22 protein-coding genes are annotated in these 23,406 nt (G+C 74.4%); 11 read left to right on the top strand and 11 right to left on the bottom strand.

Annotated features, from left to right (window positions below; genetic code table 11):
* The first annotated feature begins 13 nt into the window (after positions 1 to 13).
* Both ACGFS9_RS23355 and serB read left to right on the top strand, forming a co-directional pair.
* Entirely contained in the window at positions 14 to 1,852 is a 1,839-nt protein-coding gene (locus tag ACGFS9_RS23355) for a streptophobe family protein (protein ID WP_393255822.1), read from the top strand.
* A 317-nt stretch (positions 1,853 to 2,169) separates the two neighbouring features.
* Positions 2,170 to 3,387, top strand: a complete 1,218-nt coding sequence (gene serB / locus ACGFS9_RS23360; RefSeq protein WP_393255824.1) for a phosphoserine phosphatase SerB — start codon at positions 2,170 to 2,172, stop codon at positions 3,385 to 3,387.
* 66 nt (positions 3,388 to 3,453) lie between these two features.
* Here the strand turns inward: serB and ACGFS9_RS23365 are convergent, their stop codons facing one another.
* From ACGFS9_RS23365 to ACGFS9_RS23380, 4 genes are all read right to left on the bottom strand, one after another.
* Entirely contained in the window at positions 3,454 to 3,972 is a 519-nt protein-coding gene (locus ACGFS9_RS23365; protein ID WP_393255826.1) for a SixA phosphatase family protein, read from the bottom strand.
* A 352-nt stretch (positions 3,973 to 4,324) separates the two neighbouring features.
* A complete protein-coding gene (locus ACGFS9_RS23370) occupies positions 4,325 to 4,537 on the bottom strand; it encodes a hypothetical protein (RefSeq protein ID WP_393255827.1) in 213 nt (70 codons plus the stop codon).
* A 341-nt stretch (positions 4,538 to 4,878) separates the two neighbouring features.
* Positions 4,879 to 4,995, bottom strand: a complete 117-nt coding sequence (locus ACGFS9_RS23375) for an SGM_5486 family transporter-associated protein (RefSeq protein WP_326788600.1) — start codon at positions 4,993 to 4,995, stop codon at positions 4,879 to 4,881.
* 72 nt (positions 4,996 to 5,067) lie between these two features.
* Positions 5,068 to 6,384, bottom strand: coding sequence for a CynX/NimT family MFS transporter (locus ACGFS9_RS23380; protein WP_393255829.1), 1,317 nt, complete (start codon positions 6,382 to 6,384; stop codon positions 5,068 to 5,070).
* 99 nt (positions 6,385 to 6,483) lie between these two features.
* Between ACGFS9_RS23380 and ACGFS9_RS23385 the strand changes: the two genes are divergently transcribed.
* Positions 6,484 to 7,188 (top strand): FadR/GntR family transcriptional regulator, encoded by a 705-nt coding sequence (locus ACGFS9_RS23385; protein WP_393255830.1) that lies wholly within the window; start codon positions 6,484 to 6,486, stop codon positions 7,186 to 7,188.
* Between the two features lie 3 nt (positions 7,189 to 7,191).
* On the opposite strand, the gene ACGFS9_RS23390 is transcribed toward ACGFS9_RS23385, so the two are convergent.
* From ACGFS9_RS23390 to fabG, 3 genes are all read right to left on the bottom strand, one after another.
* Complete coding sequence (locus ACGFS9_RS23390) at positions 7,192 to 7,554, bottom strand: hypothetical protein (protein ID WP_393255832.1); 363 nt, start codon at positions 7,552 to 7,554, stop codon at positions 7,192 to 7,194.
* 152 nt (positions 7,555 to 7,706) lie between these two features.
* Positions 7,707 to 8,474, bottom strand: a complete 768-nt coding sequence (gene fabI / locus ACGFS9_RS23395) for an enoyl-ACP reductase FabI (protein ID WP_393255834.1) — start codon at positions 8,472 to 8,474, stop codon at positions 7,707 to 7,709.
* A 5-nt stretch (positions 8,475 to 8,479) separates the two neighbouring features.
* On the bottom strand, positions 8,480 to 9,199 hold the full coding sequence (gene fabG, locus ACGFS9_RS23400; RefSeq protein ID WP_393255836.1) for a 3-oxoacyl-[acyl-carrier-protein] reductase: 720 nt from the start codon (positions 9,197 to 9,199) through the stop codon (positions 8,480 to 8,482).
* A gap of 261 nt (positions 9,200 to 9,460) precedes the next feature.
* Here fabG and ACGFS9_RS23405 point away from each other — a divergent pair, with 261 nt between their 5' ends.
* From ACGFS9_RS23405 to tyrS, 3 genes are read left to right on the top strand one after another with little or no spacing between them, the layout of a single operon-like run.
* Positions 9,461 to 10,984: a TldD/PmbA family protein gene (locus ACGFS9_RS23405; RefSeq protein ID WP_393255838.1), complete on the top strand. Its 1,524-nt coding sequence runs from the start codon at positions 9,461 to 9,463 to the stop codon at positions 10,982 to 10,984.
* On the top strand, positions 10,981 to 12,375 hold the full coding sequence (locus ACGFS9_RS23410) for a metallopeptidase TldD-related protein (protein WP_393255840.1): 1,395 nt from the start codon (positions 10,981 to 10,983) through the stop codon (positions 12,373 to 12,375). The genes ACGFS9_RS23405 and ACGFS9_RS23410 overlap by 4 nt, the downstream gene beginning before the upstream one ends.
* A 44-nt stretch (positions 12,376 to 12,419) precedes the next feature.
* Positions 12,420 to 13,688 (top strand): tyrosine--tRNA ligase, encoded by a 1,269-nt coding sequence (gene tyrS, locus ACGFS9_RS23415; protein ID WP_393255841.1) that lies wholly within the window; start codon positions 12,420 to 12,422, stop codon positions 13,686 to 13,688.
* 93 nt (positions 13,689 to 13,781) lie between these two features.
* On the opposite strand, the gene ACGFS9_RS23420 is transcribed toward tyrS, so the two are convergent.
* A complete protein-coding gene (locus tag ACGFS9_RS23420) occupies positions 13,782 to 14,060 on the bottom strand; it encodes a GlsB/YeaQ/YmgE family stress response membrane protein (RefSeq protein WP_393255842.1) in 279 nt (92 codons plus the stop codon).
* 243 nt (positions 14,061 to 14,303) lie between these two features.
* Here ACGFS9_RS23420 and ACGFS9_RS23425 point away from each other — a divergent pair, with 243 nt between their 5' ends.
* Positions 14,304 to 14,690, top strand: a complete 387-nt coding sequence (locus tag ACGFS9_RS23425) for a DUF3099 domain-containing protein (protein WP_393255998.1) — start codon at positions 14,304 to 14,306, stop codon at positions 14,688 to 14,690.
* 378 nt (positions 14,691 to 15,068) lie between these two features.
* A complete protein-coding gene (locus ACGFS9_RS23430; RefSeq protein ID WP_393255844.1) occupies positions 15,069 to 15,305 on the top strand; it encodes a hypothetical protein in 237 nt (78 codons plus the stop codon).
* A gap of 34 nt (positions 15,306 to 15,339) precedes the next feature.
* On the opposite strand, the gene moaA is transcribed toward ACGFS9_RS23430, so the two are convergent.
* From moaA to ACGFS9_RS23445, 3 genes are all read right to left on the bottom strand, one after another.
* Entirely contained in the window at positions 15,340 to 16,329 is a 990-nt protein-coding gene (gene moaA, locus ACGFS9_RS23435) for a GTP 3',8-cyclase MoaA (RefSeq protein ID WP_393255846.1), read from the bottom strand.
* Between the two features lie 173 nt (positions 16,330 to 16,502).
* The gene (locus tag ACGFS9_RS23440; RefSeq protein ID WP_393255848.1) at positions 16,503 to 18,140 is read right to left on the bottom strand and encodes a cation acetate symporter; all 1,638 of its coding nucleotides are present in this window, start codon (positions 18,138 to 18,140) and stop codon (positions 16,503 to 16,505) included.
* Positions 18,137 to 18,493, bottom strand: coding sequence for a DUF485 domain-containing protein (locus tag ACGFS9_RS23445; RefSeq protein WP_393255849.1), 357 nt, complete (start codon positions 18,491 to 18,493; stop codon positions 18,137 to 18,139). The genes ACGFS9_RS23440 and ACGFS9_RS23445 overlap by 4 nt, the downstream gene beginning before the upstream one ends.
* A 390-nt stretch (positions 18,494 to 18,883) precedes the next feature.
* Between ACGFS9_RS23445 and ACGFS9_RS23450 the strand changes: the two genes are divergently transcribed.
* The 3 genes from ACGFS9_RS23450 (at position 18,884) to ACGFS9_RS23460 (ending at position 23,287) form a co-directional block, all read left to right on the top strand.
* Entirely contained in the window at positions 18,884 to 20,410 is a 1,527-nt protein-coding gene (locus ACGFS9_RS23450) for a S8 family serine peptidase (RefSeq protein WP_393255851.1), read from the top strand.
* Between the two features lie 153 nt (positions 20,411 to 20,563).
* Positions 20,564 to 21,979 (top strand): CoA transferase, encoded by a 1,416-nt coding sequence (locus ACGFS9_RS23455; RefSeq protein WP_393255853.1) that lies wholly within the window; start codon positions 20,564 to 20,566, stop codon positions 21,977 to 21,979.
* A gap of 255 nt (positions 21,980 to 22,234) precedes the next feature.
* A complete protein-coding gene (locus ACGFS9_RS23460; protein WP_393255854.1) occupies positions 22,235 to 23,287 on the top strand; it encodes a CopD family protein in 1,053 nt (350 codons plus the stop codon).
* Positions 23,288 to 23,406: the final 119 nt, after the last annotated feature.

Here is a 23,406-nt window from a genome sequence, read left to right on the forward strand (position 1 = left end):
GGGGGGTCTGGCGATGGGCAACGGGAGCGTGCGGCACGGCCGAGCGGGCGGAGGCGTGCCGTGGGGAGACGTGCTGCTGTCCGCGGTCGCCGCGGTGAGCTGGGCGCTGATCGGCATGGCGGGCACCGCCGCGCTCGGCCTGCACCTGCTCGGAGCGGACACGGTGGGCTCGCTCGGCCCGATGACCGCGGCCGTCGTCGCGCTGGCGGCGAACGGCTCGGTCACCCCCTCCGGCGACGTGTCCGCCTTCGGGCTGCACGGCGCGCCGGCCCACACCGCCCTCCAGGTCACCCCGCTCGGCGTCGGGCTGGTGGGGGCGCTGCTCATGGCGTGGTTCTTCCTGCGGTCCCTGCGCGGCCGGGCCGTGGTCGCGCCGGCCGAACTCCTCGCGCGGGCGGGCTCGGTGATCGCCCTCTTCGTCGTCACCCTCGGCGGGCTGGCCTGGGCCGGTCACGACGTCGTCACCATCGACGGCGGCCGGCTCGGCCTCGACGGGGCGGCGGGGGGCGCCGGCGGCGGACTCGGGGACATCGCGGACCGGCTGCCGGGCGGACTGGGAGACCTCGGCGGTCTGCTGCCCGACAAGGTCGGCGCCCTCGTGAGGGCCGAGGCGGCCGTGGGCTTCTCCGTCGACACCGCGCCCACCCTCCTCGGCGGAGCGGCGTGGGCCGCCGGGGTCCTGCTCATCGCCCTGCTCGCCTCCCGGCGCACCCCTCTGCCGCCGGGCTGGGGCGTCGTGCACCGGGTCGTCCGCCCGGCCGTCGCGTCCCTCGTCACCGTCCTGCTCCTCGCCGTCCTCGCCGGACTGGCGGCGGCGGCCTACGCGGCCGTCGGCGACGACCATCCGCGGCGGATCGCCGGGGCGGCCCTGCTCGGCGCCCCCAACGGGGTGTGGCTGGCCGTTCCGCTCGGTCTCCTCGTCCCCTGGGACGGCCGGGCCACCGGCGAACTCGCCCGACTGCTACCGGACCCGCTCGACCGGTTGCTCGGCGGCGCCGACCGGCCCGTCACCCTCGGCCGGCTGGCCGAACTGGACGGGCGCGTCTGGCTGTTGGCCGTGGCCGCCGCGCTCATGATGCTGTCCGCGGGCGTCCTGACGGCCGTGCGTACGCCGTTTGCGGGGGCCGGGCCTGCGGCCGGTGCGCCGGCTCGGACCGGCCCCGGTGGACGAGGCGGGGGCGTTCCGCGCCACGTCGGCCGCTGCGCGGTTCGGCTCGGCGTCGTGACCGCGCTGGCCCTGCCCCTCCTCGTACAGCTGACCGATGTGTCGGTGGACGCGTCGCTGTCGGTGCTCGGGTTCGACGCGTTCGGCGCGGGCGTCCGGCTGGCGGGACGGACGGGGGCGGCCCTGGTGCTCGGTGCGGTGTGGGGTGCGGGGGCCGGGGGCGTCGGCGCGCTGCTGGCCTGCGCGTCCGGGGCGGCGGGGCGGCGGGCGGCACCGGCGGCGGAGTCGCCGCAGGCGGCCGGTGCGCACGGGGGTGCGGGGTCCGGAGCGGGGGCGGGCGGGAGCGGGGAGGCGGGCCCGTACCGGCCGCGGGGGTCGTACCGTCCGCCGAATCCGGACACCAATCCCTACCTGAAGGTGCCCGGGGACCTGCTCGGGCCGGAACCGCGGGACCGGCGGCCGGGGAGGGCGGGCGCCCCGGAACCGGAGGACCGGCGGCCGGGAGAGGCGGCCGGACGGGACCCGGACGCCGGGTCGGGCGCCGGGTCCGGGGACGTGTACGGGGCTCCGACGGTGATGCGGCCGACGGGTCCGCCGCGCAAGCGCCGCCCGGCGGGTGCGGACGACGGGCCTCCCCCGCCCCCGCCTCCGCCGCCGCTTCCTCCGGGGGGCGGGCCCCGGCGCTGACGCGGGTCGGGCTTCCTCGCGGACGGCGGTGCCGGGCGGCGCCTGCGCCGGGCGCCGCCGGAGCGCCCGTGCGGCGGGTCCCGGGAGCCGCCCGGACCGCGGGGCGACGGGCGCCGGACGGTCGGCACCGCCCGGCGCCACCGGGGCCGCGCCGCTTCGCGCGGCCCCGCCCGGGCGGGGCCGCGCGGACGAGGAGGCCGGCCGCGGCGGGGAACGGGCGTCGCCCCGGCGCCCCTTGCCGGCCATCGGGTGTTCGGTGTCCGTCTGGCGGACCGGCGGGGCGGGCGGCACGCGGTGCCGGATACGGTGGGACCATCATGAGCGCTTCGCAGACTTCTGATGTGCCCACGCTCCTCGTCAAGATCTTCGGCAAGGACCGCCCGGGCATCACCGCCGGACTCTTCGACACCCTCGCCGCCTACTCCGTCGACGTCGTCGACATCGAGCAGGTCGTCACCCGCGGCCGCATGGTGCTGTGCGCGCTCGTGACCCAGCCGGCCTCCGGACAGGAAGGCGACCTGAGGGCCACCGTCCACAGCTGGGCGGAATCGGTGAGGATGCAGGCGGAGATCATCTCCGGCCTCGGCGACAACCGGCCGCGCGGGTCGGGGCGTTCGCTGGTGACGGTGCTGGGGCACCCCCTCACCGCCGAGTCGACCGCCGCCATCGCCGCCCGGATCACCGGCACCGGCGGCAACATCGACCGGATCTTCCGCCTCGCCAAGTACCCGGTGACGGCGGTCGAGTTCGCGGTGTCCGGCGCCGAGACCGAGGCGCTGCGGACCGCGCTGGTGACCCAGGCGGCCGCCCTCGGCGTCGACATCGCGGTCGTCGCCGCGGGTCTGCACCGTCGGGCCCAGCGCCTCGTGGTGATGGACGTGGACTCCACGCTCATCCAGGACGAGGTGATCGAGCTGTTCGCCGGGCACGCGGGGTGCGAGGCCGAGGTCGCGGAGGTCACCGCCGCGGCGATGCGCGGCGAGCTGGACTTCGAGCAGTCGCTGCACGCGCGGGTGGCGCTCCTCGCCGGGCTGGACGAGTCGGTCGTGCGGAAGGTGCGCGAGCAGGTGCGGCTGACGCCGGGAGCGCGCACCCTGATCCGTACGCTGAAGCGGCTCGGCTACCAGGTGGGGGTCGTCTCCGGCGGGTTCACGCAGGTGACCGACGACCTGAAGGAGCGGCTCGGGCTCGACTTCGCCCAGGCCAACACCCTGGAGATCGTCGACGGCCGGCTGACCGGCCGGGTCACCGGGGAGATCGTGGACCGGGCCGGCAAGGCGCGGCTGCTGCGCCGGTTCGCCGCGGAGGCCGGGGTGCCGCTGGCCCAGACCGTGGCGGTCGGCGACGGCGCGAACGACCTGGACATGCTCAACGCGGCCGGCCTCGGGGTCGCCTTCAACGCCAAGCCGGTGGTCCGTGAGGCGGCGCACACCGCGGTGAACTTCCCGTTCCTCGACACGGTGCTCTATCTGCTGGGCGTCACACGTGACGAGGTCGAGGCCGCCGACATGCACGAGGACGCCGAGGCGCACTGACGCGGCCCGGACGCGGACGGAGCCCGGCACCGAGGGGTGCCGGGCTCCGTCGGTGCGGGAGGCGGGTCACTCGGTGGGGGCCCAGTATTCGGCCAGCGCGGCCGACCCCGGTTCCAGGGCCTTCCAGGGCCCGTCGAAGGAGAGCACGGCATAGGCGGCGGTGTGGAAGCCCTGGGCCTTCATCCGTTCCCGGGTGTCGTCCTCGGACCGGCCCGCCAGGATGTCGGCGAGGCCGTGGACGCCCGGGTTGTGGCCGATCAGGATCACGTTCCGCGCGTCGTCCGGGGTCTCGTTGAGCACCGCGATCAGCTCGCCGGGCGACGCCTCGTAGACGCGCTCCTCGTAGACGGTTTTCGGCCGGTGCGGAAGCTCCTGGACGGCGTGCTTCCACGTCTCCCGGGTCCGCACGGCGGTGGAGCACACGGCCAGGTCGAAGGGGATGCCGGTCTCGCCCAGCCGGCGCCCGGCGACGGCGGCGTCCATACGGCCCCGGTCGGCGAGCGGCCGCTCGTGGTCGGAGATCTGCGGCCAGTCGGCTTTCGCATGCCGGAAGAGGACGATCCTGCGGGGTTCTGCGACGCTCATGCGTCCCAGCTTCGCACGAAACACGCCGCGAGGCGCAGGGAGTTGAGGTGCTCCTCCGACGCGGCCGGCCGTCTCCCCCGTCAGGGGTGATGCCGTGCCCGTGAGCACCGCGGCGGTCGCTCCGGGTGGCCGGAAGTATGCGGGAAGGGCCTCCCGGGGCCGCAGGACGGCGTGGAGTGCCGGGGCGGCGGACGGTGCCGGCTCGGCACGGAGTGCCATGGCGCGCGAGGGGCGGGCCGGGAGGAGGGGGGCGGGGCGCAGGCGCCATGCGCTCACTCCGGGCACCGTGCGCCCCGTCCCCGGCGGAACGCGGTGCTATGCGGGACCGGGCGCGGCCTGCCGGCCGGGCGGTTCACGGGGCCGTGTGCAGGACCGTCCGGATGTGGTGGAACAGGTGCGTGACGGCCGGGTCCCCGGCGGTCGCGTGGGCGTCCGCGGGGTTCACGATCAGCAGCAGCAGCGCGACGAAGGCGAGCGTGGGCAGGGCGAGCGCCCACCAGGGCAGGCGGGTGTCCCCGCGGCCGGACGTCGCCGGGTGGATCCGGGTGTGCGTGCGGGCCGACATGCCGCCTCCGTGGTCTGCGAGTGCTCCGCCGGCCGCTTCCGACGGCCACGGCTCGACGGTACGGACCACGCGGGCCCCGGCCCATCCGGTGATCCACCCACTGCACCCTGACACTCTCCCCCTAGGGGACGGGGGGTTGTCCCCACCCCACGGGCTCGGCCCCGTCGGACACACGGTGGGGCGGCCCCGAGGCCGGGCCGCCCAGGGCGCGCCCCCGGAGCCCCGGAGGGGCCGGAGCGGGGCGAGCGCCGGCCGCGTGCCGGTGGGCCCGGGTCAGCCGTGCGGACGCCGGTGCCCCGCACGGGCGGGGCCGCCGCGCGGCGGCCGGGGCGCCGGGCCGGTCACGGGGAGGCGACGGAGGCGATGATCCCGATGATCACCGTGATGGCCAGCATCGCGCCGAGCACGAGCAGCAGCTTCTTCTGGCCGTTCTGGGGGTTCGGGTCGAGCACAGGCATGGGCTCAGTCTCGCACTCCCGCAGGGCCGTCCTCGCGCCGGGGCGCCGCTCGCGTGTCCGGCGCCGGCGGGCTCAGCCGGCCAGCTCGTCCTCGACCGTCCGGTCCCGGCCCGCCAGGATGCCGACCGCGATCTGCGGGACCATCAGGCCGGCCATGAGGGCGAGCGGCAGGCCCCAGCCGCCGCTGTGCTGGTAGAGGACGCCGACCAGGAGCGGGCCGGGGATCGACAGCAGGTATCCGGTGCTCTGCGAGAAGGCGGAGAGCCGGGCGACGCCGGCGCCGGTCCTGGCCCGCATGCCGACCATGGTGAGCGCCAGCGGGAAGGCGCAGTTGGAGATGCCCAGCAGGACGGCCCAGGCCCAGGCGCCGGCGGCCGGGGCGAGGTAGAGCCCGGCGTAGCCCGCGAGGCCGCAGAGGCCGAGGGCGACCACGATGGGCCCCTGGTGGGGCAGCCGGGTGGCGAGGCGCGGGATGACGAAGGCGAGCGGCACGCCCATCACCATGGTGACGGCGAGGAGCAGGCCGGCGGTGCCCGCGGGCACGCCCGCGTCGCGGAAGATCTGCGCCATCCAGCCCATGGTGATGTAGGCGGCCGTCGCCTGGAGGCCGAAGAAGACGGCGAGTGCCCAGGCGGTCCGGCTGCGCGTGATGCGCGGCCCGTCGGCGTCCCGGCGGGCGGGGGCGGGGGCGTCCGGGCGGGCGGGAGCCGGGTGGCCGGGGCCGGAGGCGACGCCGCGCGCGCGGACGAGCGGCAGCCAGGGGAGGACGGCCGCCGCGGCCAGGGCGGCCCAGACCACCAGTCCGGACCTCCAGGAGCCTCCCAGCGCGCCGGTCAGGGGCACGGTCACGGCGGCGGCGGAGGAGGTGCCGAGGGCGAGGGCCATCGAGTACAGGCCCGTCATGGAGCCGACCCGGTCGGGGAACCAGCGCTTGACGATCACCGGCATCAGCACGTTGCTCACCGCGATGCCCATGAGCGCGAGGGCGCTGGCGGTCAGGAACCCGGCCGTGCCGCCGACGAAGGGGCGCAGGGCGAGGCCGGCCGTGATGGCGGCCATCCCGGCGCAGACGACGGCGGCGGGCCCGAAGCGGCGGGCGAGCCGGGGCGCGGTCACGCCGAACACGGCGAAGCACAGGGGCGGTACGGAGGTGAGCAGGCCGGCGACGCTGCCGCTCATGCCGAGCCCGTCGCGCACCTCTTCGAGGAGGGCGCCGAGACTGGTGATCGCCGGACGCAGGTTCAGGGCGGTGAGGACGATGCCGGCCACCACCAGGCGCGTCGTCCACGCGCTCGGGACCGGCGGCCGGGGCGCCGTGGCCTCGGTCGCGCGCGGTATCGGGGGTGTCGCCGTCGTCCGGGTCTCCTCGCTTGCCATGTCACCCATCATAGAATCATGGGATGATTGGTTGTCCACTCCCCCTGCGTTAACCTCCGGAAGTCCCCGGCCCGCGCGACCGACCGCGCGGGGCTCGTACGAAGGACCGTCATGCCCTTGAGCCACCCCCGCCGTTCGGCGCTGTCCGAGCAGGTCATCGCCGAGCTGCGGAACCAGATCACCTCGGGCGAGTGGCCGGTGGGCTCCCGCATCCCCACCGAGCCGGAACTCGTCGACCTGCTCGGCGTCGCGCGCAACACGGTGCGCGAGGCCGTCCGGGCGCTCGCGCACAACGGTCTGCTGGACATCCGGCAGGGCTCGGGCACCTACGTCGTGGCGACCAGCGAACTCGCGGGCGTGATGCACCGCAGGTTCGCCGACGCCGATCCCCGGCACATCGCCGAGCTGCGGTCCACCCTGGAGTCGAGCGCCGCCGCCCTGGCCGCCGCGCGGCGCACCGAGCGCGACCTCAAGCAGCTGGACGCCCTCCTCCTGCGGCGGGAGGATGCCTGGGAGTCGGGGGACGCGGAGGCGTTCGTGGCCGCGGACGCGACCTTCCACCTGGCGGTGGTGGCGGCGTCGCACAACGACGTCATGACGGCGATGTACGCGGACCTGGGCGAGGTGCTGCGCGACTGGCTCCGCGAGGACGTGGGCGCCGAGCTGACGCCGGAGAGCCACATGGACCACGCCCGGCTGGTGGACGCGATCCGCTCCGGCGCGGCGGAGGCGGCGGCCGAGGAGGCGGGCAGCTACGCGTTCCGCTGCCGCCCGGGGCGGCTGGACGGCCGGGCGCCGGAGACCGGCCGGCACTGAGGGTCAGGAGCCGTGGGTGACCCAGACCGCGCGGATCTCCTTCCAGCACCGGCCGGTCAGCCGGACGGTCACGGCCGGCCCGACGGCGACGGGTGCTCCGTCGGTGTCGACGTCCCACCAGCGGGCGCACTCGACGTGCAGCCGGACGGCGTCGGTGTCCACATAGGGGTTGTGGCAGTACGCGACGGCGTGCGAGCCGCTGACGGCGGTCCGGCACGCGGCACCGAAGGGCCGGGGCCCGGCGGTGCGGGAGGTGAGCGCGCCCCCGTGGTCCGCGGGCGTCCGGGGGGTCGCGTCGGCCGGGGCGGCCGTCACCAGCACGGCGAGGGCCGCGAGTACCGGGGCGATGCGGCGGGACAGGCGCACGACGGGACCTCCTCGGCCGAACGGCTGCGGGGCGGTGCGTGCCTCCAGACTGCGTGCAGCGGCGCCCGGGGCGCCCGGCCGACTGGGCCGAACGGGGGACGCCCCGCCTCCCGCGAAGCGCGGGTGGCGGGGCGCCGGTACCGTCCGGGGTGCTACGCGCCGATGGCGTGCAGACCGCCGTCGACGTGGATGATCTCGCCGGTGGTCTTCGGGAACCAGTCGCTCAGCAGGGCGACGACGCCCTTGCCGGCGGGCTCGGGGTCCTTCAGGTCCCACTCCAGCGGGGCACGGGAGTCCCACACCGAGGCCAGCTCGCCGAAGCCCGGGATGGACTTGGCGGCCATCGAGCCGATGGGGCCCGCGGAGATGAGGTTGGAGCGGACGTTCTGCTTGCCCAGGTCGCGGGCGAGGTAGCGGTTGGTGGCCTCCAGGGCGGCCTTGGCCGGACCCATCCAGTCGTACTGCGGCCACGCGTACTGCGCGTCGAAGGTGAGGCCGACGACGGAGCCGCCGTTCTGCATCAGCGGCAGGCAGGCCATGGTCAGCGACTTCAGGGAGAACGCCGAGACGTGCATCGCCGTGGCGACCGACTCGAACGGCGTGTTGAGGAAGTTGCCGCCGAGGGCGTCCTGCGGCGCGAAGCCGATGGAGTGCACGACGCCGTCGAGGCCGCCCAGCTCCTCGCCGACGACGTCGGCGAGGCGCGCGAGGTGCTCGTCGTTGGTGACGTCGAGTTCGATGACCTTCGTGGGCTTCGGGAGCTTCCGGGCGATGCGCTCCGTGAGCGTCGGCCGCGGGAACGCCGTGAGGATGATCTCCGCGCCCTGCTCCTGGGCCAGCCTGGCGGTGTGGAAGGCGATGGAGGACTCCATCAGCACACCGGTGATCAGGACGCGCTTGCCCTCGAGAATTCCGCTCATGGTGATCAGTGACCCATTCCCAGTCCGCCGTCAACCGGGATGACGGCTCCAGTGATGTACGAGGCGTCGTCCGAGGCGAGGAACCGCACCGTCGCGGCGATCTCCTCGGGCTTGGCGTAGCGGCCCAGCGGTACCTGCGACACGATGTTCGCGCGCTGCTCGTCGGTGAGCGCCTGCGTCATGTCGGTGTCGACGAAGCCGGGCGCGACGACGTTGAAGGTGAGGTTGCGCGAGCCGAGTTCGCGGGCGAGGGAGCGCGCGAAGCCGACCAGCGCGGCCTTGGAGGCGGCGTAGTTCGCCTGGCCCGCCGAACCGAGCAGTCCGACCACCGAGGAGATCAGGACGACCCGGCCCTTCTTGGCCCGCAGCATGCCGCGGTTGGCCCGCTTCACGACGCGGAAGGCGCCGGTCAGGTTGGTGTCGACGACCGAGGTGAAGTCCTCCTCGGACATGCGCATCAGGAGCTGGTCCTTGGTGATGCCGGCGTTGGCCACGAGGACCTCGACCGGGCCGTGCTCGGCCTCGATCTCCTTGTACGCCTGCTCCACCTGCTCGGTGTCGGTGATGTCGCACTTCACGGCGAGGACGCCGAGCGCCGCCAGGGCGGCCGGCGGCTCGCCGGACCGGTACGTGATCGCGACCTTGTCGCCTGCGTCGGCGAACGCGCGGGCGATGGCGAGGCCGATGCCCCGGTTGCCTCCGGTGACGAGAACCGAGCGGCTCAACGGATCACCCTTTCGATAGCGGACGGAAACCCCTGCACAGGGGACACCTGCGTGCAGGCGCCTTCCTCGGAAACCTATCGGTCCGTCCCGTCCGTCAGGGAATCGGGCACCGACAGTGGGTTCGGGTGCCTGCTGTCGGGTCCCTACAGAAAGCCGCGCCACCCGGCCGAAAAAAGGCCCGGTGGCGGGAAAGGCGTGGCCCCGCGGCCCGCCCGCGCGACATGATCGGACCCGACAGGCCACGACAGCAGGGAGACCTCGGTGCCTCATTCCATCGACGCGGCGTTCACGGCGCTGCCGCTGCGCGCTCTCGCCGACGCCGCGCTGGCCCGGGCGCGGGCGCTCGGCGCCGAGCACGCGGACTTCCGGTTCGAGCGGGTGCGCGGCGCGACCCTGCGGCTGCGCGACGCCAGGCCGGCCGGGTCGTCGGACACCACGGACCTCGGGTACGCGGTGCGGGTGGTGCACGGCGGGACCTGGGGGTTCGCGTCGGGTGTCGACCTGACGATGGACGCGGCGGCGAAGGTCGCCTCCCAGGCGGTGGCGATGGCGAAGCTGTCGGCCCAGGTGATCAGGGCGGCCGGTTCCGACGAGCGGGTCGAGCTGGCGGACGAGCCGGTGCACGCCGACCGGACGTGGGTGTCCTCGTACGAGATCGACCCGTTCTCGGTCCCGGACGAGGAGAAGGCGGGGCTGCTCGCCGAGTGGAGCGCGCGGCTGCTGGCGGCCGACGGCGTCGACCACGTGGACGCCTCGCTGATGGCGGTGCACGAGAACAAGTTCTACGCGGACACCGCGGGGACCGTGACCACGCAGCAGCGGGTGCGGCTGCATCCGCAGCTCACCGCGGTCGCGGTGGACGAGTCGAGCGGCGAGTTCGACTCGATGCGGACGATCGCGCCGCCGGTGGGACGCGGCTGGGAGTACCTGCGGGGCACCGGCTGGGACTGGGACGCCGAGCTGGAGAGCCTGCCCGGGCTGCTCGCGGAGAAGATGCGGGCGCCGAGCGTCCGGGCCGGCGTCTACGACCTGGTCGTCGACCCGTCCAACCTGTGGCTGACGATCCACGAGTCCATCGGGCACGCCACCGAGCTGGACCGCGCGCTCGGCTACGAGGCGGCGTACGCGGGCACCTCCTTCGCCACCTTCGACCAGCTCGGCAAGCTGCGCTACGGCTCGGAGCTGATGAACGTGACCGGCGACCGCACCGCCGAGCACGGGCTCGCCACCATCGGCTACGACGACGAGGGGGTGGCCGGCCAGTCCTGGGACCTGGTGAAGGACGGCACGCTCGTCGGGTACCAGCTGGACCGGCGGATCGCCCGGCTGACCGGCTTCGAGCGGTCGAACGGGTGCGCGTACGCCGACTCCCCCGGGCACGTGCCCGTGCAGCGCATGGCGAACGTGTCCCTCCGGCCGGACCCGGGCGGCCTGTCCACGGAGGATCTGATCGGCGGGGTGGACCGCGGCATCTACGTCGTCGGCGACCGCTCCTGGTCCATCGACATGCAGCGCTACAACTTCCAGTTCACCGGCCAGCGTTTCTTCCGGATCGAGAACGGCCGGATCGCGGGCCAGCTGCGGGACGTCGCCTACCAGGCGACGACCACCGACTTCTGGGGGTCGATGGCCGCGGTGGGCGGCCCGCAGACCTACGTCCTGGGCGGCGCCTTCAACTGCGGCAAGGCCCAGCCGGGTCAGGTCGCGGCGGTCTCGCACGGCTGCCCCTCCGCCCTCTTCAAGGGCGTCACCATTCTGAACACGACGCAGGAGGCCGGTCGATGAGCGCCCGTACCAGCAAGCCGCACGAGGTCGTCGAGCGCGCCCTCGCCCTGTCCCGGGCCGACGGCTGCGTGGTGATCGCCGACGAGGAGTCCTCGGCCAACCTGCGCTGGGCGGGCAACGCGCTGACCACCAACGGCGTCACCCGCGGCCGTACCCTGACCGTGATCGCCACCGTCGACGGACGGGAGGGCACCGCCTCCGGTGTGGTCTCGCGGTCGGCCGTGACCGCCGACGAGCTGGAGCCCCTGGTCCGGGCGGCCGAGGCGGCGGCCCGCGGCGCGGGTCCCGCGGAGGACGGCCGTCCGCTGGTGACGGGGGTGGAGCAGTCCCCCGACTTCGCGGACCCGCCGGCGGAGACCTCGTCCGCGGTGTTCGGCGACTTCGCGCCGGCGCTCGGCGAGTCCTTCGCCCGCGCGCGGTCCGGCGGCCGCGAACTGTACGGCTTCGCCAACCACGAACTGGTCACCAGCTACGTGGGCACGTCGACGGGGCTGCGGCTGCGGCACGACCAGCCGAACGGGACGCTGGAGCTGAACGCCAAGTCGCCGGACCGGACCCGGTCGGCGTGGGCGGGCCGCTCGACGCGCGACTTCAAGGACGTCGACCCGGCGGCGCTCGACGCCGAGCTCGCCGTCCGGCTCGGCTGGGCGGAGCGGCGGGTGGACCTGCCCGCGGGACGCTACGAGACGCTGCTGCCGCCGACCGCCGTCGCGGACCTGATGATCTACCAGATGTGGTCCGCCGCCGCCCGGGACGCCGCCGAGGGCCGGACGGTGTTCAGCAGGCCGGGCGGCGGCACCCGTATCGGCGAGCGGCTCACCGGGCTGCCGCTGACGCTGCGCAGCGACCCCGGCGAGCCGGGCCTGGAGTGCGCGCCGTTCGTGCTCGCCCACTCCTCGGGCGACGACGCCTCGGTGTTCGACAACGGGCTGCCGCTCGCGGCCACCGACTGGATCCGCGACGGCGAGCTGCGGCACCTGTCCACCACCCGGCACAGCGCGGAGCTGACGGGGCTGCCGGTGACCCCGTCGATCGGGAACCTCGTCCTGGACGGCGGCGAGGACCGCTCGCTGGAGGAGATGGTCGCCGGCACCGGGCGCGGTCTGCTGCTCACCTGCCTGTGGTACATCCGCGAGGTGGACCCGGCGACGCTGCTGCTGACCGGGCTCACCCGGGACGGCGTCTACCTGGTGGAGGACGGCCAGGTCGTCGGCGCGGTGAACAACTTCCGGTTCAACGAGTCGCCCGTGGACCTGCTGGGCCGGGCGACGGAGGCGGGACGGACGGAGCAGACGCTGCCGCGCGAGTGGAGCGACTGGTTCACCCGGGCCGCGATGCCCGCCCTGAGGGTGCCGGACTTCAATATGAGCTCCGTCAGCCAGGGCGTATAACCTCGTACCCGATCCACGCGACCACCCGAGGAGATAAGAGAACCGTGACGGACATCGTCGACGAGCTGAAGTGGCGGGGGCTGTTCTCCCTGTCCACCGACGAAGATGCACTGCGCAAGGCGCTCGCGGACGGTCCCGTCACGTTCTATTGCGGGTTCGACCCGACCGCGTCGAGCCTGCACGTGGGCCACCTGGTGCAGGTGCTCACGATGCGCCGGCTCCAGCGCGCGGGGCTGCGGCCGCTCGCGCTGGTCGGCGGGGCGACGGGCCAGATCGGCGACCCCCGCCCCACGGCGGAGCGCACGCTGAACGACCCGGAGACGGTCGCGAACTGGGTGACGCGGCTGCGCTCGCAGATCGAGCCGTTCCTGTCCTTCGAGGGCGAGAACGCCGCGGTCATGGTGAACAACCTGGACTGGACGGCCGGGCTGTCGGCCATCGAGTTCCTGCGCGACATCGGCAAGCACTTCCGGGTGAACAAGATGCTCACCAAGGACTCCGTCGCCCGCCGGCTGGAGTCCGAGGAGGGCATCAGCTACACGGAGTTCAGCTACCAGCTGCTCCAGGGCATGGACTTCCTGGAGCTGTACCGCCGCTACGGCTGCACCCTCCAGCAGGGCGGCAGCGACCAGTGGGGCAACCTGACGGCGGGGCTGGACCTGATCCACCGGCTGGAGCCGCAGGCGCAGGTGCACGCGCTGGCGACCCCCCTGATGGTCAAGGCGGACGGCACCAAGTTCGGCAAGACCGAGGGCGGCGCCGTCTGGCTCGACCCGGAGATGACGACGCCGTACGCGTTCTACCAGTTCTGGCTGAACGTGGACGACCGGGACGTCTCCACCTACCTGCGCATCCTGTCGTTCCGCTCCCCCGAGGAGCTGGGGGAGCTGGAGCGGCAGACCGAGGAGCGTCCGCAGGCCCGTGCCGCGCAGCGGGCGCTGGCCGAGGAGCTGACGACGCTGGTGCACGGCGCCGACCAGACGGCCGCCGTGATCGCCGCGTCCAAGGCGCTGTTCGGGCAGGGCGAGCTGGCCGACCTGGACGAGGCGACGCTCGCCGCGGCCCTCTCCGAGCTGCCGCACATCCGGGTGGCCGAGCCGGGACCGGTCGTCGACCTCCTCGCCGAGGTCGGCCTGGTGGCGAGCAAGTCGGCCGCCCGGCGCACGGTCAAGGAGGGCGGGGCCTACGTGAACAACGTGAAGGTCGCGGCCGAGGACGCGGTGCCGGGCGCGGAGGACCTGCTGCACGGGCGCTGGCTGGTGCTGCGCCGGGGCAAGAAGAACCTGGCGGCGGTCGAGGTGACCGGCGGCTGAGTCCCGCCCGGCGCGGGCGCGCGACGGCGAAGGGGACGGCTCCCGCAGCGGAGCCGTCCCCTTCGCCGTCGTGCCGTGTTCACCGGGGCACGATCACCGGGTCGCCTTCCTGTTGCCGCGCACCGCCATGTAGAGCATGTCGCCGAGGAAGACGATCACGATCGCGGCGGCGAGCTGGAGCGCGTGGCGCCCCCAGTCGATCCCGCGGGTCTCGGCGATGCCGAACCCCCGTGCGATCGCGTTGCCGACGATGGCTCCGAGCATGCCGAAGATGGTGGTCAGCCAGAGGGGGCTGTGCTGCTTGCCGGGAATGATCGCCTTGGCGATCAGGCCCAGCACGAACCCGACGATGATCGCCCACAACCAGCCCATGTCTGCCTCCTAGTACGGCTCTCCGTGAGCAGTACCGCCAGTTTCGGGGTGTACGGCAAACGGCGCATGTCGGACGGAGCCATCCGCGGGACGCGTGCCCCCGTCCGCCCCTCCGGTACCTGCCCCGGTATCCGGCGCGGCGGACGCGCGGCGTACCGTGGGAGGTCAGTCCGGCCCGCTCTCGACGGGTTCGTACCGGGTACGGGCGGGGCAGCGTCCGGGACAGGCGGGTGGTGGAGCGTGATCAGGAAGCAGAACGACGTCCAGGTCTTCCGGATCACCGGAGCACGGCAGGGACTGGACGAGGACGTCCGGGGCCGGCAGCGCCGGTACGTCATCTCCATGTCGGTCCGCACCGTCGCGGTGATCCTCGCGGCCACCCTGTGGAACGTGGAGCGGTACGTGGCGATCGGCGCGCTCGTGCTCGGCATCCTGCTGCCCTACGTCGCCGTCGTCATCGCCAACGCGGGCCGGGAGAACGCCCCGGGACTGCCGTCGACGTTCGTCGGCGTGCCCTCCCGCCCGATGATCGCCGCGCCCGGGCAGGACACCCGCGCGGGGGCCGCCCGCGAGGAGGGCGCCTCCGGCCCGGAGGCGCCGTCGCGTCCCGAGGCGGACGGGCGGAGCTGACCCGGGGCGTGCGCGCCGCTCTCCGGGCGGCCGCCGGGAGCGGTCCGCGGGCGGTGCGCCGTGCCGCCGTGCGGCGGCGGGGAGAGCCGTGTCCACCGGGTCGGGGGCGTCCGCCGAAGCGGAATGCGGTCGGCCGCGAAGCTCAAGAAAAGCTCAGATCAATCATGTTGTTCAGGTGCCGGGCGGCGGGTGGGCCGTGACATACTTCGTACGCGCTCCGCATCCCCCGTCGGAGCGACAGACCGACGCCGGGCAGCTCCCCCCGTGGCTGCTCGGCGTCGCCTTTGCGGGGCCGCCGGGAGGCCGCGTCCCTCCGGGGCGCCCGCCCACCGGGGCGCGGCGGACACGCCGGACGCGGCCTCGGCTAGGGTCGGCGGGATGATCCTGAACGTGCCCGGCTCCGACCCCGTCTCCCCCGTCTGCTCGGCCAAGGCATGCCGTGCCGACGCCGTGTGGGTGCTGGCATGGAACAACCCGAAGCTGCACACGCCGGAGCGCAGGAAGACCTGGTTGGCGTGCGAGGAACACCGCGAGCACCTGTCGTCCTTCCTCGGCGTCCGCGGGTTCCTGAAGGACGTGGTCCCGCTGGCCGAGTGGGAGTCGCCCGAGGACTGAGCGGCCCCGCCGCGACGGCCGGTTCCGGCGGCCGTCAGCCGCCGATCGCCGACATCGGGCGGTCGGGCTGCACGAAGGCCGGGTCGTCCAGGCCCGCTCCCGCCTTCTTCCCCGCCATGGCGACGCGCCAGATGCGGGCGATCTCCTCGTCGGGCGCGTCCCCGCGCAGCGCCGCCCGCAGGTCGGTCTCCTCGGTGGCGAACAGGCAGGTGCGGACCTGGCCGTCGGCGGTCAGCCGGGTGCGGTCGCAGGCCGCGCAGAACGGGCGGGTCACCGAGGCGATGACGCCGACGCGGTGCGGGCCGCCGTCGACGGTCCACCGCTCGGCGGGCGCGGAGCCCCGCTCGCCGGCGCCCTTCTCGGTCAGCTCGAAGCGGGTGCGCAGGGAGGCGAGGATGTCGCCGGCGGTGACCATGCCCTCGCGCTTCCAGCCGTGCTGGGCGTCCAGCGGCATCTGCTCGATGAAGCGGAGTTCGTAGTCGTGGGCGACGGCCCAGGCGAGGAGGTCGGGGGCCTCGTCGGCGTTCAGGCCCGGCATCAGCACCGAGTTGATCTTCACGGGGGTCAGGCCGGCGGCGTGCGCGGCTTCGAGCCCCTCGACGACGTCGCGGTGCCGGTCGCGGCGGGTGAGCGTCTTGAAGACGTCGGGCCGCAGGGTGTCCAGCGAGACGTTCACCCGGTCCAGGCCCGCGGACTTCAGGGCGGGCGCGACGCGCTTGAGCCCGATGCCGTTGGTGGTGAGGGACATCCGGGGACGGGGGTCGAGGGCCGCGACCCGCTCGACGATGCCGACGAGGCCGGGGCGCAGCAGCGGCTCGCCTCCGGTGAAGCGGACCTCCTCGATCCCGAGGTGGGTGACGGCGACGCCGATCAGCCGGACGATCTCGTCGTCGGTGAGCAGGTCGGGCTTGGCGAGCCATTGCAGGCCCTCTTCCGGCATGCAGTACGTACAGCGCAGGTTGCACCGGTCTGTCAGGGAAACCCGCAGGTCGGTGGCTACTCGGCCAAAGCTGTCGATGAGCACGTGGGCCCCCTCCCTCGATGCCGATCACGTGTGCGGACACCTGCGAGCCTACGCGACGGGGCCCGCGGGGACAGCGGCCCGATCCCACGAGACGCGGCGCGGGCCCGTCGTAGGGACCTACGAGTGGTGATCCACCGGTGGTCCTCCGCGACGGGCCCGCGCGACGCCGTGCCTCAGTGCGCTCCGGTGCCCGTGAGGGAGCGGACCTCCAGTTCGGCGTACTTGCCGGCGTCGGGCTCCTCCTTGGACAGCACGGTGCCGAGCCAGCCCAGCAGGAAGCCGACCGGGATGGAGATGAGGCCGGGGTTCTCCAGCGGGAACCAGTGGAAGTCCACGTCGGGGAACATCGAGGAGGGCTTGCCCGAGACCACCGGGGAGAACAGGACGAGGCCGACGGCGGCGACGAGGCCGCCGTAGATCGACCAGAGCGCGCCCTGGGTGGTGAACCGCTTCCAGAACAGGCTGTAGAGGATCGTCGGCAGGTTGGCCGAGGCGGCGACCGCGAAGGCGAGGGCGACGAGACCGGCGACGTTGAGGTCGCGGGCGAGGGCGCCGAGGAGGATCGACACGGCACCGATGCCGACCGTGGCGTAGCGGGCGGCCTTCATCTCCTGCTTCTCGGTGGCCTGGCCCCTCTTGATGACGTTCGCGTAGATGTCGTGCGCGAACGACGAGGACGAGGCCAGCGTCAGCCCGGCGACGACCGCGAGAATGGTGGCGAAGGCGACGGCGGAGATGGTGGCCAGCAGGACCGCGCCCCAGGTGGAGTCGACGCCGCCGAGGTGCAGCGCGAGCAGGGGTGCCGCCGTGTTGCCCGCCTTGTTCGAGCCGATGATCTCGTCCGGTTTGATCAGGGCCGCGGCCCCGAAGCCGAGGGCGAGGGTCATCAGGTAGAAGACGCCGATGAGGGCGATGGCCCAGTTGACGGACTTCCGGGCGGTCTTGGCGGTGGGCACCGTGTAGAAGCGGATCAGGATGTGCGGCAGGCCGGCGGTGCCGAGGACGAGGGCCATGCCGAGCGAGAGGAAGTCGAGTTTGGTGGTGGCGGTGACGCCGTACTTCAGGCCGGGCTCCAGGAACGGCGACCCCTTGCCGCTGTTCTCGGCCGCCCTGCCGAGCAGTTCGGAGATGTTGAAGTCGAACTTCAACAGCACCAGGAAGGTGAGCAGCAGGGCGCCGATGATCAGCAGAACGGCCTTGACCATCTGGACCCAGGTGGTGCCCTTCATCCCGCCGATGGTCACGTACACGATCATCAGGACGCCGACGAGGGCGACGATGCCGATCTTGCCGCCGTCGCTGGTGATGCCGAGGAGCAGGGACACCAGGACACCCGCGCCGGCCATCTGGGCCAGCAGGTAGAAGATCGACACGACGATGGTGGAGGCGCCCGCGGCGGTGCGCACCGGGCGCTGGCGCATGCGGTAGGCGAGGACGTCGCCCATGGTGTACCGGCCGGAGTTGCGCAGCGGCTCGGCGACCAGGAGGAGGGCGACCAGCCAGGCGACGAGGAAGCCGATGGAGTAGAGGAAGCCGTCGTAGCCGAAGAGCGCGATGGCACCTGCGATGCCGAGGAAGGACGCGGCCGACATGTAGTCGCCGGAGACCGCGAGGCCGTTCTGGAAGCCGGTGAACTGGCGCCCGCCCGCGTAGAAGTCGGCGGCGTCCCGGGTCTGGCGGCCCGCCCACACGGTGATGACGAGGGTCGCGGCGACGAACACGGCGAACAGGGTGATGATCAGCGGCCGGTGCTCGCTCGCCTCGCCGGCGGCCAGCACCGTCGCGTGCGCGGTGGTCTGTGCGGAACTCATGCGTCGCCCTCCATCCGGGACTTGATGGCCTCGGCCTTGGGGTCGAGGCGGGCGGCGGCGTGCCGCGCGTACCACCAGGCGATGAGGAACGTGGTGAGGAACTGGGCGAGACCGAGCACCAGGGCGACGTTGACGTTGCCGAACAGCGTGGTGCCCATGAAGTCGCCGGCGTAGTTGGAGAGCAGGACGTACAGCAGGTACCAGAGGATGAAGCCGACGGTCAGGGGAAAGGCGAACGAACGGTGGGCGCGCCGGAGTTCGGCGAACTCGGCGCTCTGCTGGACCTCGGTGAACTCCTCGGTGGTCGGCAGCGTGGTGCCGGTGGTCGAGGGGGGCGGTGCGTCGGTGGCCACGGTGTCTCCTCGCGGTGCGGGGGCGCTTGCGACGGTGGACGGGGGCGAGCCGGTGCTCGCGGACGGCGGCGGTTCGGGATCGGGCATGCGGCGGACCTCACGGTGACATGGATCACGTCACGGAGTGCGAGACGGCCACTCCGTACCGTGATCCGGCGGGGGGCTCGATCGTCCACGGGCCCCCTGCCCGAGGTCACGGCGCCACGCGTGGGCCGGTTCAACTCCGCCGGTTTCTTTCGGAAGTCGGCTTCTTCGGGAAGTCGTCGGCGGAAGTCATTGCTGGCCCGGGCGGCGGGAGGATAGCTTCGGCCTGCGCCAATTCCGTCATGTACCTGCCCGGGCACCACCTGTGTTCGGGCAGCTCCGTTTTCCGGATGATGTGGAGATCCCATGGCTCATCTGCGTTCCAGACGCCGCCTCGCCCTCGCCGTGCCGGTGGTGCTCTCGCTCACCGCCTCGCTGGGCTTCCTGCCGGGTGTCGCGTCCGCCGCCCCGGCCACCGCGCCCACCGTGACCGCGGCCGACGGACCGAACCTCTCCTACGTGGTCAACACGCGGGCCGGTCACCGCACCGTCGCCTCGGTGAAGAAGGCGATCGCCGCGGCCGGCGGCAGCGTCGTCATCGCGTACGAGCAGATCGGCGTGATCGTCGTCCACTCCGCCGACCCGGACTTCGGACGGCGGATACGGGCGGCGCGCGGAGTGCAGTCGGCCGGCGCCACCCGCACCGCGCCGCTGGCCCCGGCGGGCACGACCGACGAGGGCGCGGCCCAGGTGCTCTCCGCCGGGGAGGCGGCCAGGCTGGCCGAGGCCGCCGCGCCCGGCGAGGAGCCCCTGGAGGCCGACCAGTGGGACCTGCGCGCGATAGGCGCCGACAAGGCCGCCGCGGTGAACCCGGGGAGCAGGAAGGTCACCGTCGCCGTGATCGACGTCGGCGTCGACGACACGCACCCGGACATCGCCCCGAACTTCTCGCCCTCGCAGTCCGCGAACTGCGTGGGCGGCAAGCCGGACACGACGTACGGCTCCTGGCGCCCGGTGGACGCCGACCACTACCACGGCACCCACGTCGCCGGTGAGATCGCGGCGGCCCGCAACGGCGTCGGCGTCGCCGGGGTCGCGCCCGGGGTGAAGGTCTCCGGCATCACCGTCGCCGAACCGGACTCCACCCAGCTGTTCTACCCCGAGAGCGTCGTCTGCGCCTTCGTGTTCGCCGCCGACCACGGCGTGGAGATCACCAACAACAGCTACTACGTCGACCCCTGGCTGTACAACTGCACCGACGACCCCGACCAGAAGGCGATCGTCGACGCGGTCAACCGCGCCCAGCTGTACGCGCAGCGCCGGGGCACCCTGAACGTCGCCGCCGCGGGCAACTCCAACGACGACCTCGACGCGGACGCCCTGACGGACGCGTCCAGCCCGGACGACTCGACGCCCACCACGCGGACGGTCGACCCGCACCGGTGCCTCGACATCCCGACCCAGCTGCCGGGCGTCGTCACGGTCGCCTCGACCGGCGTGAAGGGCACGAAGTCGTACTTCTCCAGCTACGGCAAGGGTGTCATCGACGTCGCGGCGCCGGGCGGCGACCGGTACCAGATCCCGGACACCCCCTCGCAGAACGGCCGCATCCTCTCGACGCTGCCGAACAACACCTACGGCTTCCTCCAGGGCACCTCGATGGCGACGCCGCACGTCGCCGGCGTGGCCGCGCTGCTGAAGTCCGCACACCCCTGGGCGTCACCCGCCCAGCTCCAGATCCTCCTCAAGGCCCAGGCGGACAACCCGGGTTGCCCGTCCGAGCCGTACGACGGCAACGGTGACGGCGTCGTCGACGCGACCTGCGAAGGCGGCCGACACGTGAACGGCTTCTACGGCTTCGGCATCGTCAACGCCCTGCGCGCGGTCAAGTAGCACCCCGGCCCCGGTCGCCTCCCGCGGCGGCGACCGGGGCCACGCCGTGTCCCGGCGGACCGCCCGCTCCCCCGCCCGCCGTCCGCCGTCGTGCTCCGCCGTTCTCCGGGGGCCGCGCATCCGCCGATCCGGTCGACGCCGCATAGTGCCGGTATGACGCAATCACCGATCGCCGCCGCATGGCGGGAACTGGGCGGGGACCCCGGCCTCGTGGCCGGGGTGTCGACCGTGGTGCGGGCGGGCGCGCTGCCGGCCCGGCTGCCCGTGCGGGAGATGGCACGGGCCTGTGTGGGAGTCTGCGCGCTGGCCGGCGCGGAGCTGGCGGCCCGCCGGGGCGGCCGGAGCGACGGCCGGGTCCCGCGGGTGACGGTGGACGACGGCGCCGTCGCCACCGCCTTCACGAGCGAACGCCATCTGCTGGTCGACGGGCGCGCGCCCGTCTCCTTCGCACCGCTGTCGCGCTTCTGGCGGACGGCGGACGGCTGGGTGCGCACGCACGCCAACTACCCGCACCACCGGGCCCGGCTGCTCGCGGCGCTGGGTCTGCCGGACGGGGCCACCGCCGAGGACCTGGCGGCGGTGCTCGCCGAGCGGACGGCCCCGGAGACCGAGGAGGCGGTGTACGCCGCCGGCGGACTCGCCGTCGCGCTGCGCACCCCGGAACAGTGGGCCGCCCACGGGCAGGGGCGGGCGGTGGCGGCCCGGCCCCTGGTCGACCACGCGCCGACGGGCCCGGCGACCGGCCGCCCGCTGCCCCCGCTCGCGGACCCCGGCCCGCTGCTGCCCGCCGCCGGCGTGCGCGTGCTCGACCTGACGCGGGTCATCGCGGGCCCCGTCGCCACCCGCACCCTCGCCCTGCTCGGCGCCGACGTGCTGCGGGTGGACCCGCCGCAGCTGCCCGAGTCGGCCGACGCGCACGCCGACACCGGCTTCGGGAAGCGGTCCGCGCGCCTCGACCTCGCCACCGGCCGGCAGACCCTCGCCGCGCTCCTGGCGACGGCCGACGTCGTGGTCACCGGCTACCGGCCGGGCTCCCTCGACCGGTACGGGCTCTCCGCCGAAGCGCTGGCCGAGCACCCGGGACTGGTCGTGGCGCAGCTCTCGGCGTGGGGCGACCAGGGGCCCTGGGGCGGCCGGCGGGGCTTCGACAGCCTGGTGCAGGTGGCGACCGGGATCGCCGCCACGGAGGGGTCGCGGGAGCGTCCGGGCGCGCTGCCCGCGCAGGCCCTCGACCACGGCACCGGGTATCTGCTGGCTGCGGCCGTCCTGCGGGCCCTGACCGAGCGCACCGGGGACGGGCGGGGGCGGCTGGTCCGCCTGTCCCTCGCGCGCACGGCAGCGTGGCTGACCCACGGCATCGACGCCGACGCGGAGGGCGGCGCCGCTTCCGGTGCCCGGGAGTCCCGGGACGGCCACGCCTACGACGGTCCGGACCGCTGGCTGTCCGAACGCGCGGGACCGGCCGGCCCCATCCGCCACGCCCTCCCTCCGGTCGTCATCGCCGGAGGCCCGGCCGACTGGTCCCGGCCGCCCGGCCCCTGGGGGGCGGACGCGCCCCGCTGGGCTTGACGGGGCGGAGCCTCGCCGCCGCGCACCGGCCGGCCGCGCCCGCGACCCGGCGGCGCGCGGTGCCCGGGTGCCGGCCGCCCCGCCGGCCGGCACCCGGCCGGCGGTCCTTCCTTCCGCCCGGGCGGAGGGGCGGTGCCGGAACGCGCCTGTCCGTTTCCGCCCCCGGGTGCGGGGGATGTCCGCGGGCCGCAACGCGCGGAGCCGGACGGGCTAACGTGGGATGCCGGGCGGACGGCGGCCGGTGAGCATCGTGGGGTGACGTTGACACGACCGACGGCCGGGGCGGACGGCACGGGGGCGGCGGAAGGGCGACGGGCCACCGCAAGGGCCCTCGCCGTGCTCGGTCTGGTGACCGTCGCCGCCCTGCTCCCGCTGCTCGGCCCGCGCGCTGCGCTGATGGGCACCGGCGAGGCCGCCGCGCCGGGAGCCGGGGGCATCGCCCTCCTGCGCACCGTGCTGTTCGCCGCGCTCTGCGTCCCGGCGGGCGAGCTGTTCGCGGCCCGGCTCGCCCACCGGGTGCCCGGCGCCCCCGCCGTGGAGGCACCCCGCAGCTGGTCGGGGTACGCGGCCGTCGCCGGGGGTGCCGCCGCGCTCGGACTTGCCTGCGTGGTGGCCACCGGCAACCTGCTGCCGCACCGGCCGGCCGACCTGGACCTCGGCGGTCTCTACGCCGGCCGTGACGGCAGGCTGGCGCTCCTGGAGGTCAACGCGTTCGCGGTGGCCTGGTTCTGCGCCCGTTCCCGCCGGCCGGGGCTCCAGGTGTGGCCGCTGGCCGCGGTGGTGCTGGCCGAGGCGCTGCGCGCCCACCCGGCGACCGAGCAGGCGGCCCCGACCGGTTCGGCCCTGACCGTCGTCCACCTGACCTGCGCGGCACTGTGGACGGGCGGGCTGCTGCACGTCCTGCGGCTGCTGCGGGCCTGGCGGGCACCGCAGGCGGCGGCCGGCACCGGACCGGGTCCGGCCGGCTCCCGCGGAGCCGGTCCCGCCCTGCTCGGCCGCTACGCCCGCGCGGCGGCCCTGCTGTTCGCCGCGGTCACCGCGACCGGCGTGTGCAGCTCGCTGCGCCGGATGCCGGCCGGGACGATCGTGGACCAGCTGACGGCGACCGCGTACGGGCGCACCCTGCTGGCGAAGGTGCTGCTCGTGGCGGCCGTCGCCGCCCTGGCCCTCGTCGCGCGGCTGCGGCTGGCCCGTGCGCGCGACCCGCTCGGCGCCTGCGCCCCGGCGCGCGCCGAGGTGGTCGTGCTGGGCGTGGTCGTCGCCGTATCCGGCCTGCTGACGGCGCTGCCGCTGCCCGTCCGCTGGTGAACCGCGGCCCGGCACCGCCGGGGAACCGGTCCGGCCGGCAGCGGGACCGCCCCCTCGTCGTCGGTCGTCGCGCGGCCGGTGTCCGGCCGTTCCGCGGGCCGGTGACCGGGCGGCTCCCG

This window comes from Streptomyces sp. NPDC048566, assembly GCF_043199735.1.
Lineage (GTDB): Bacteria > Actinomycetota > Actinomycetes > Streptomycetales > Streptomycetaceae > Streptomyces.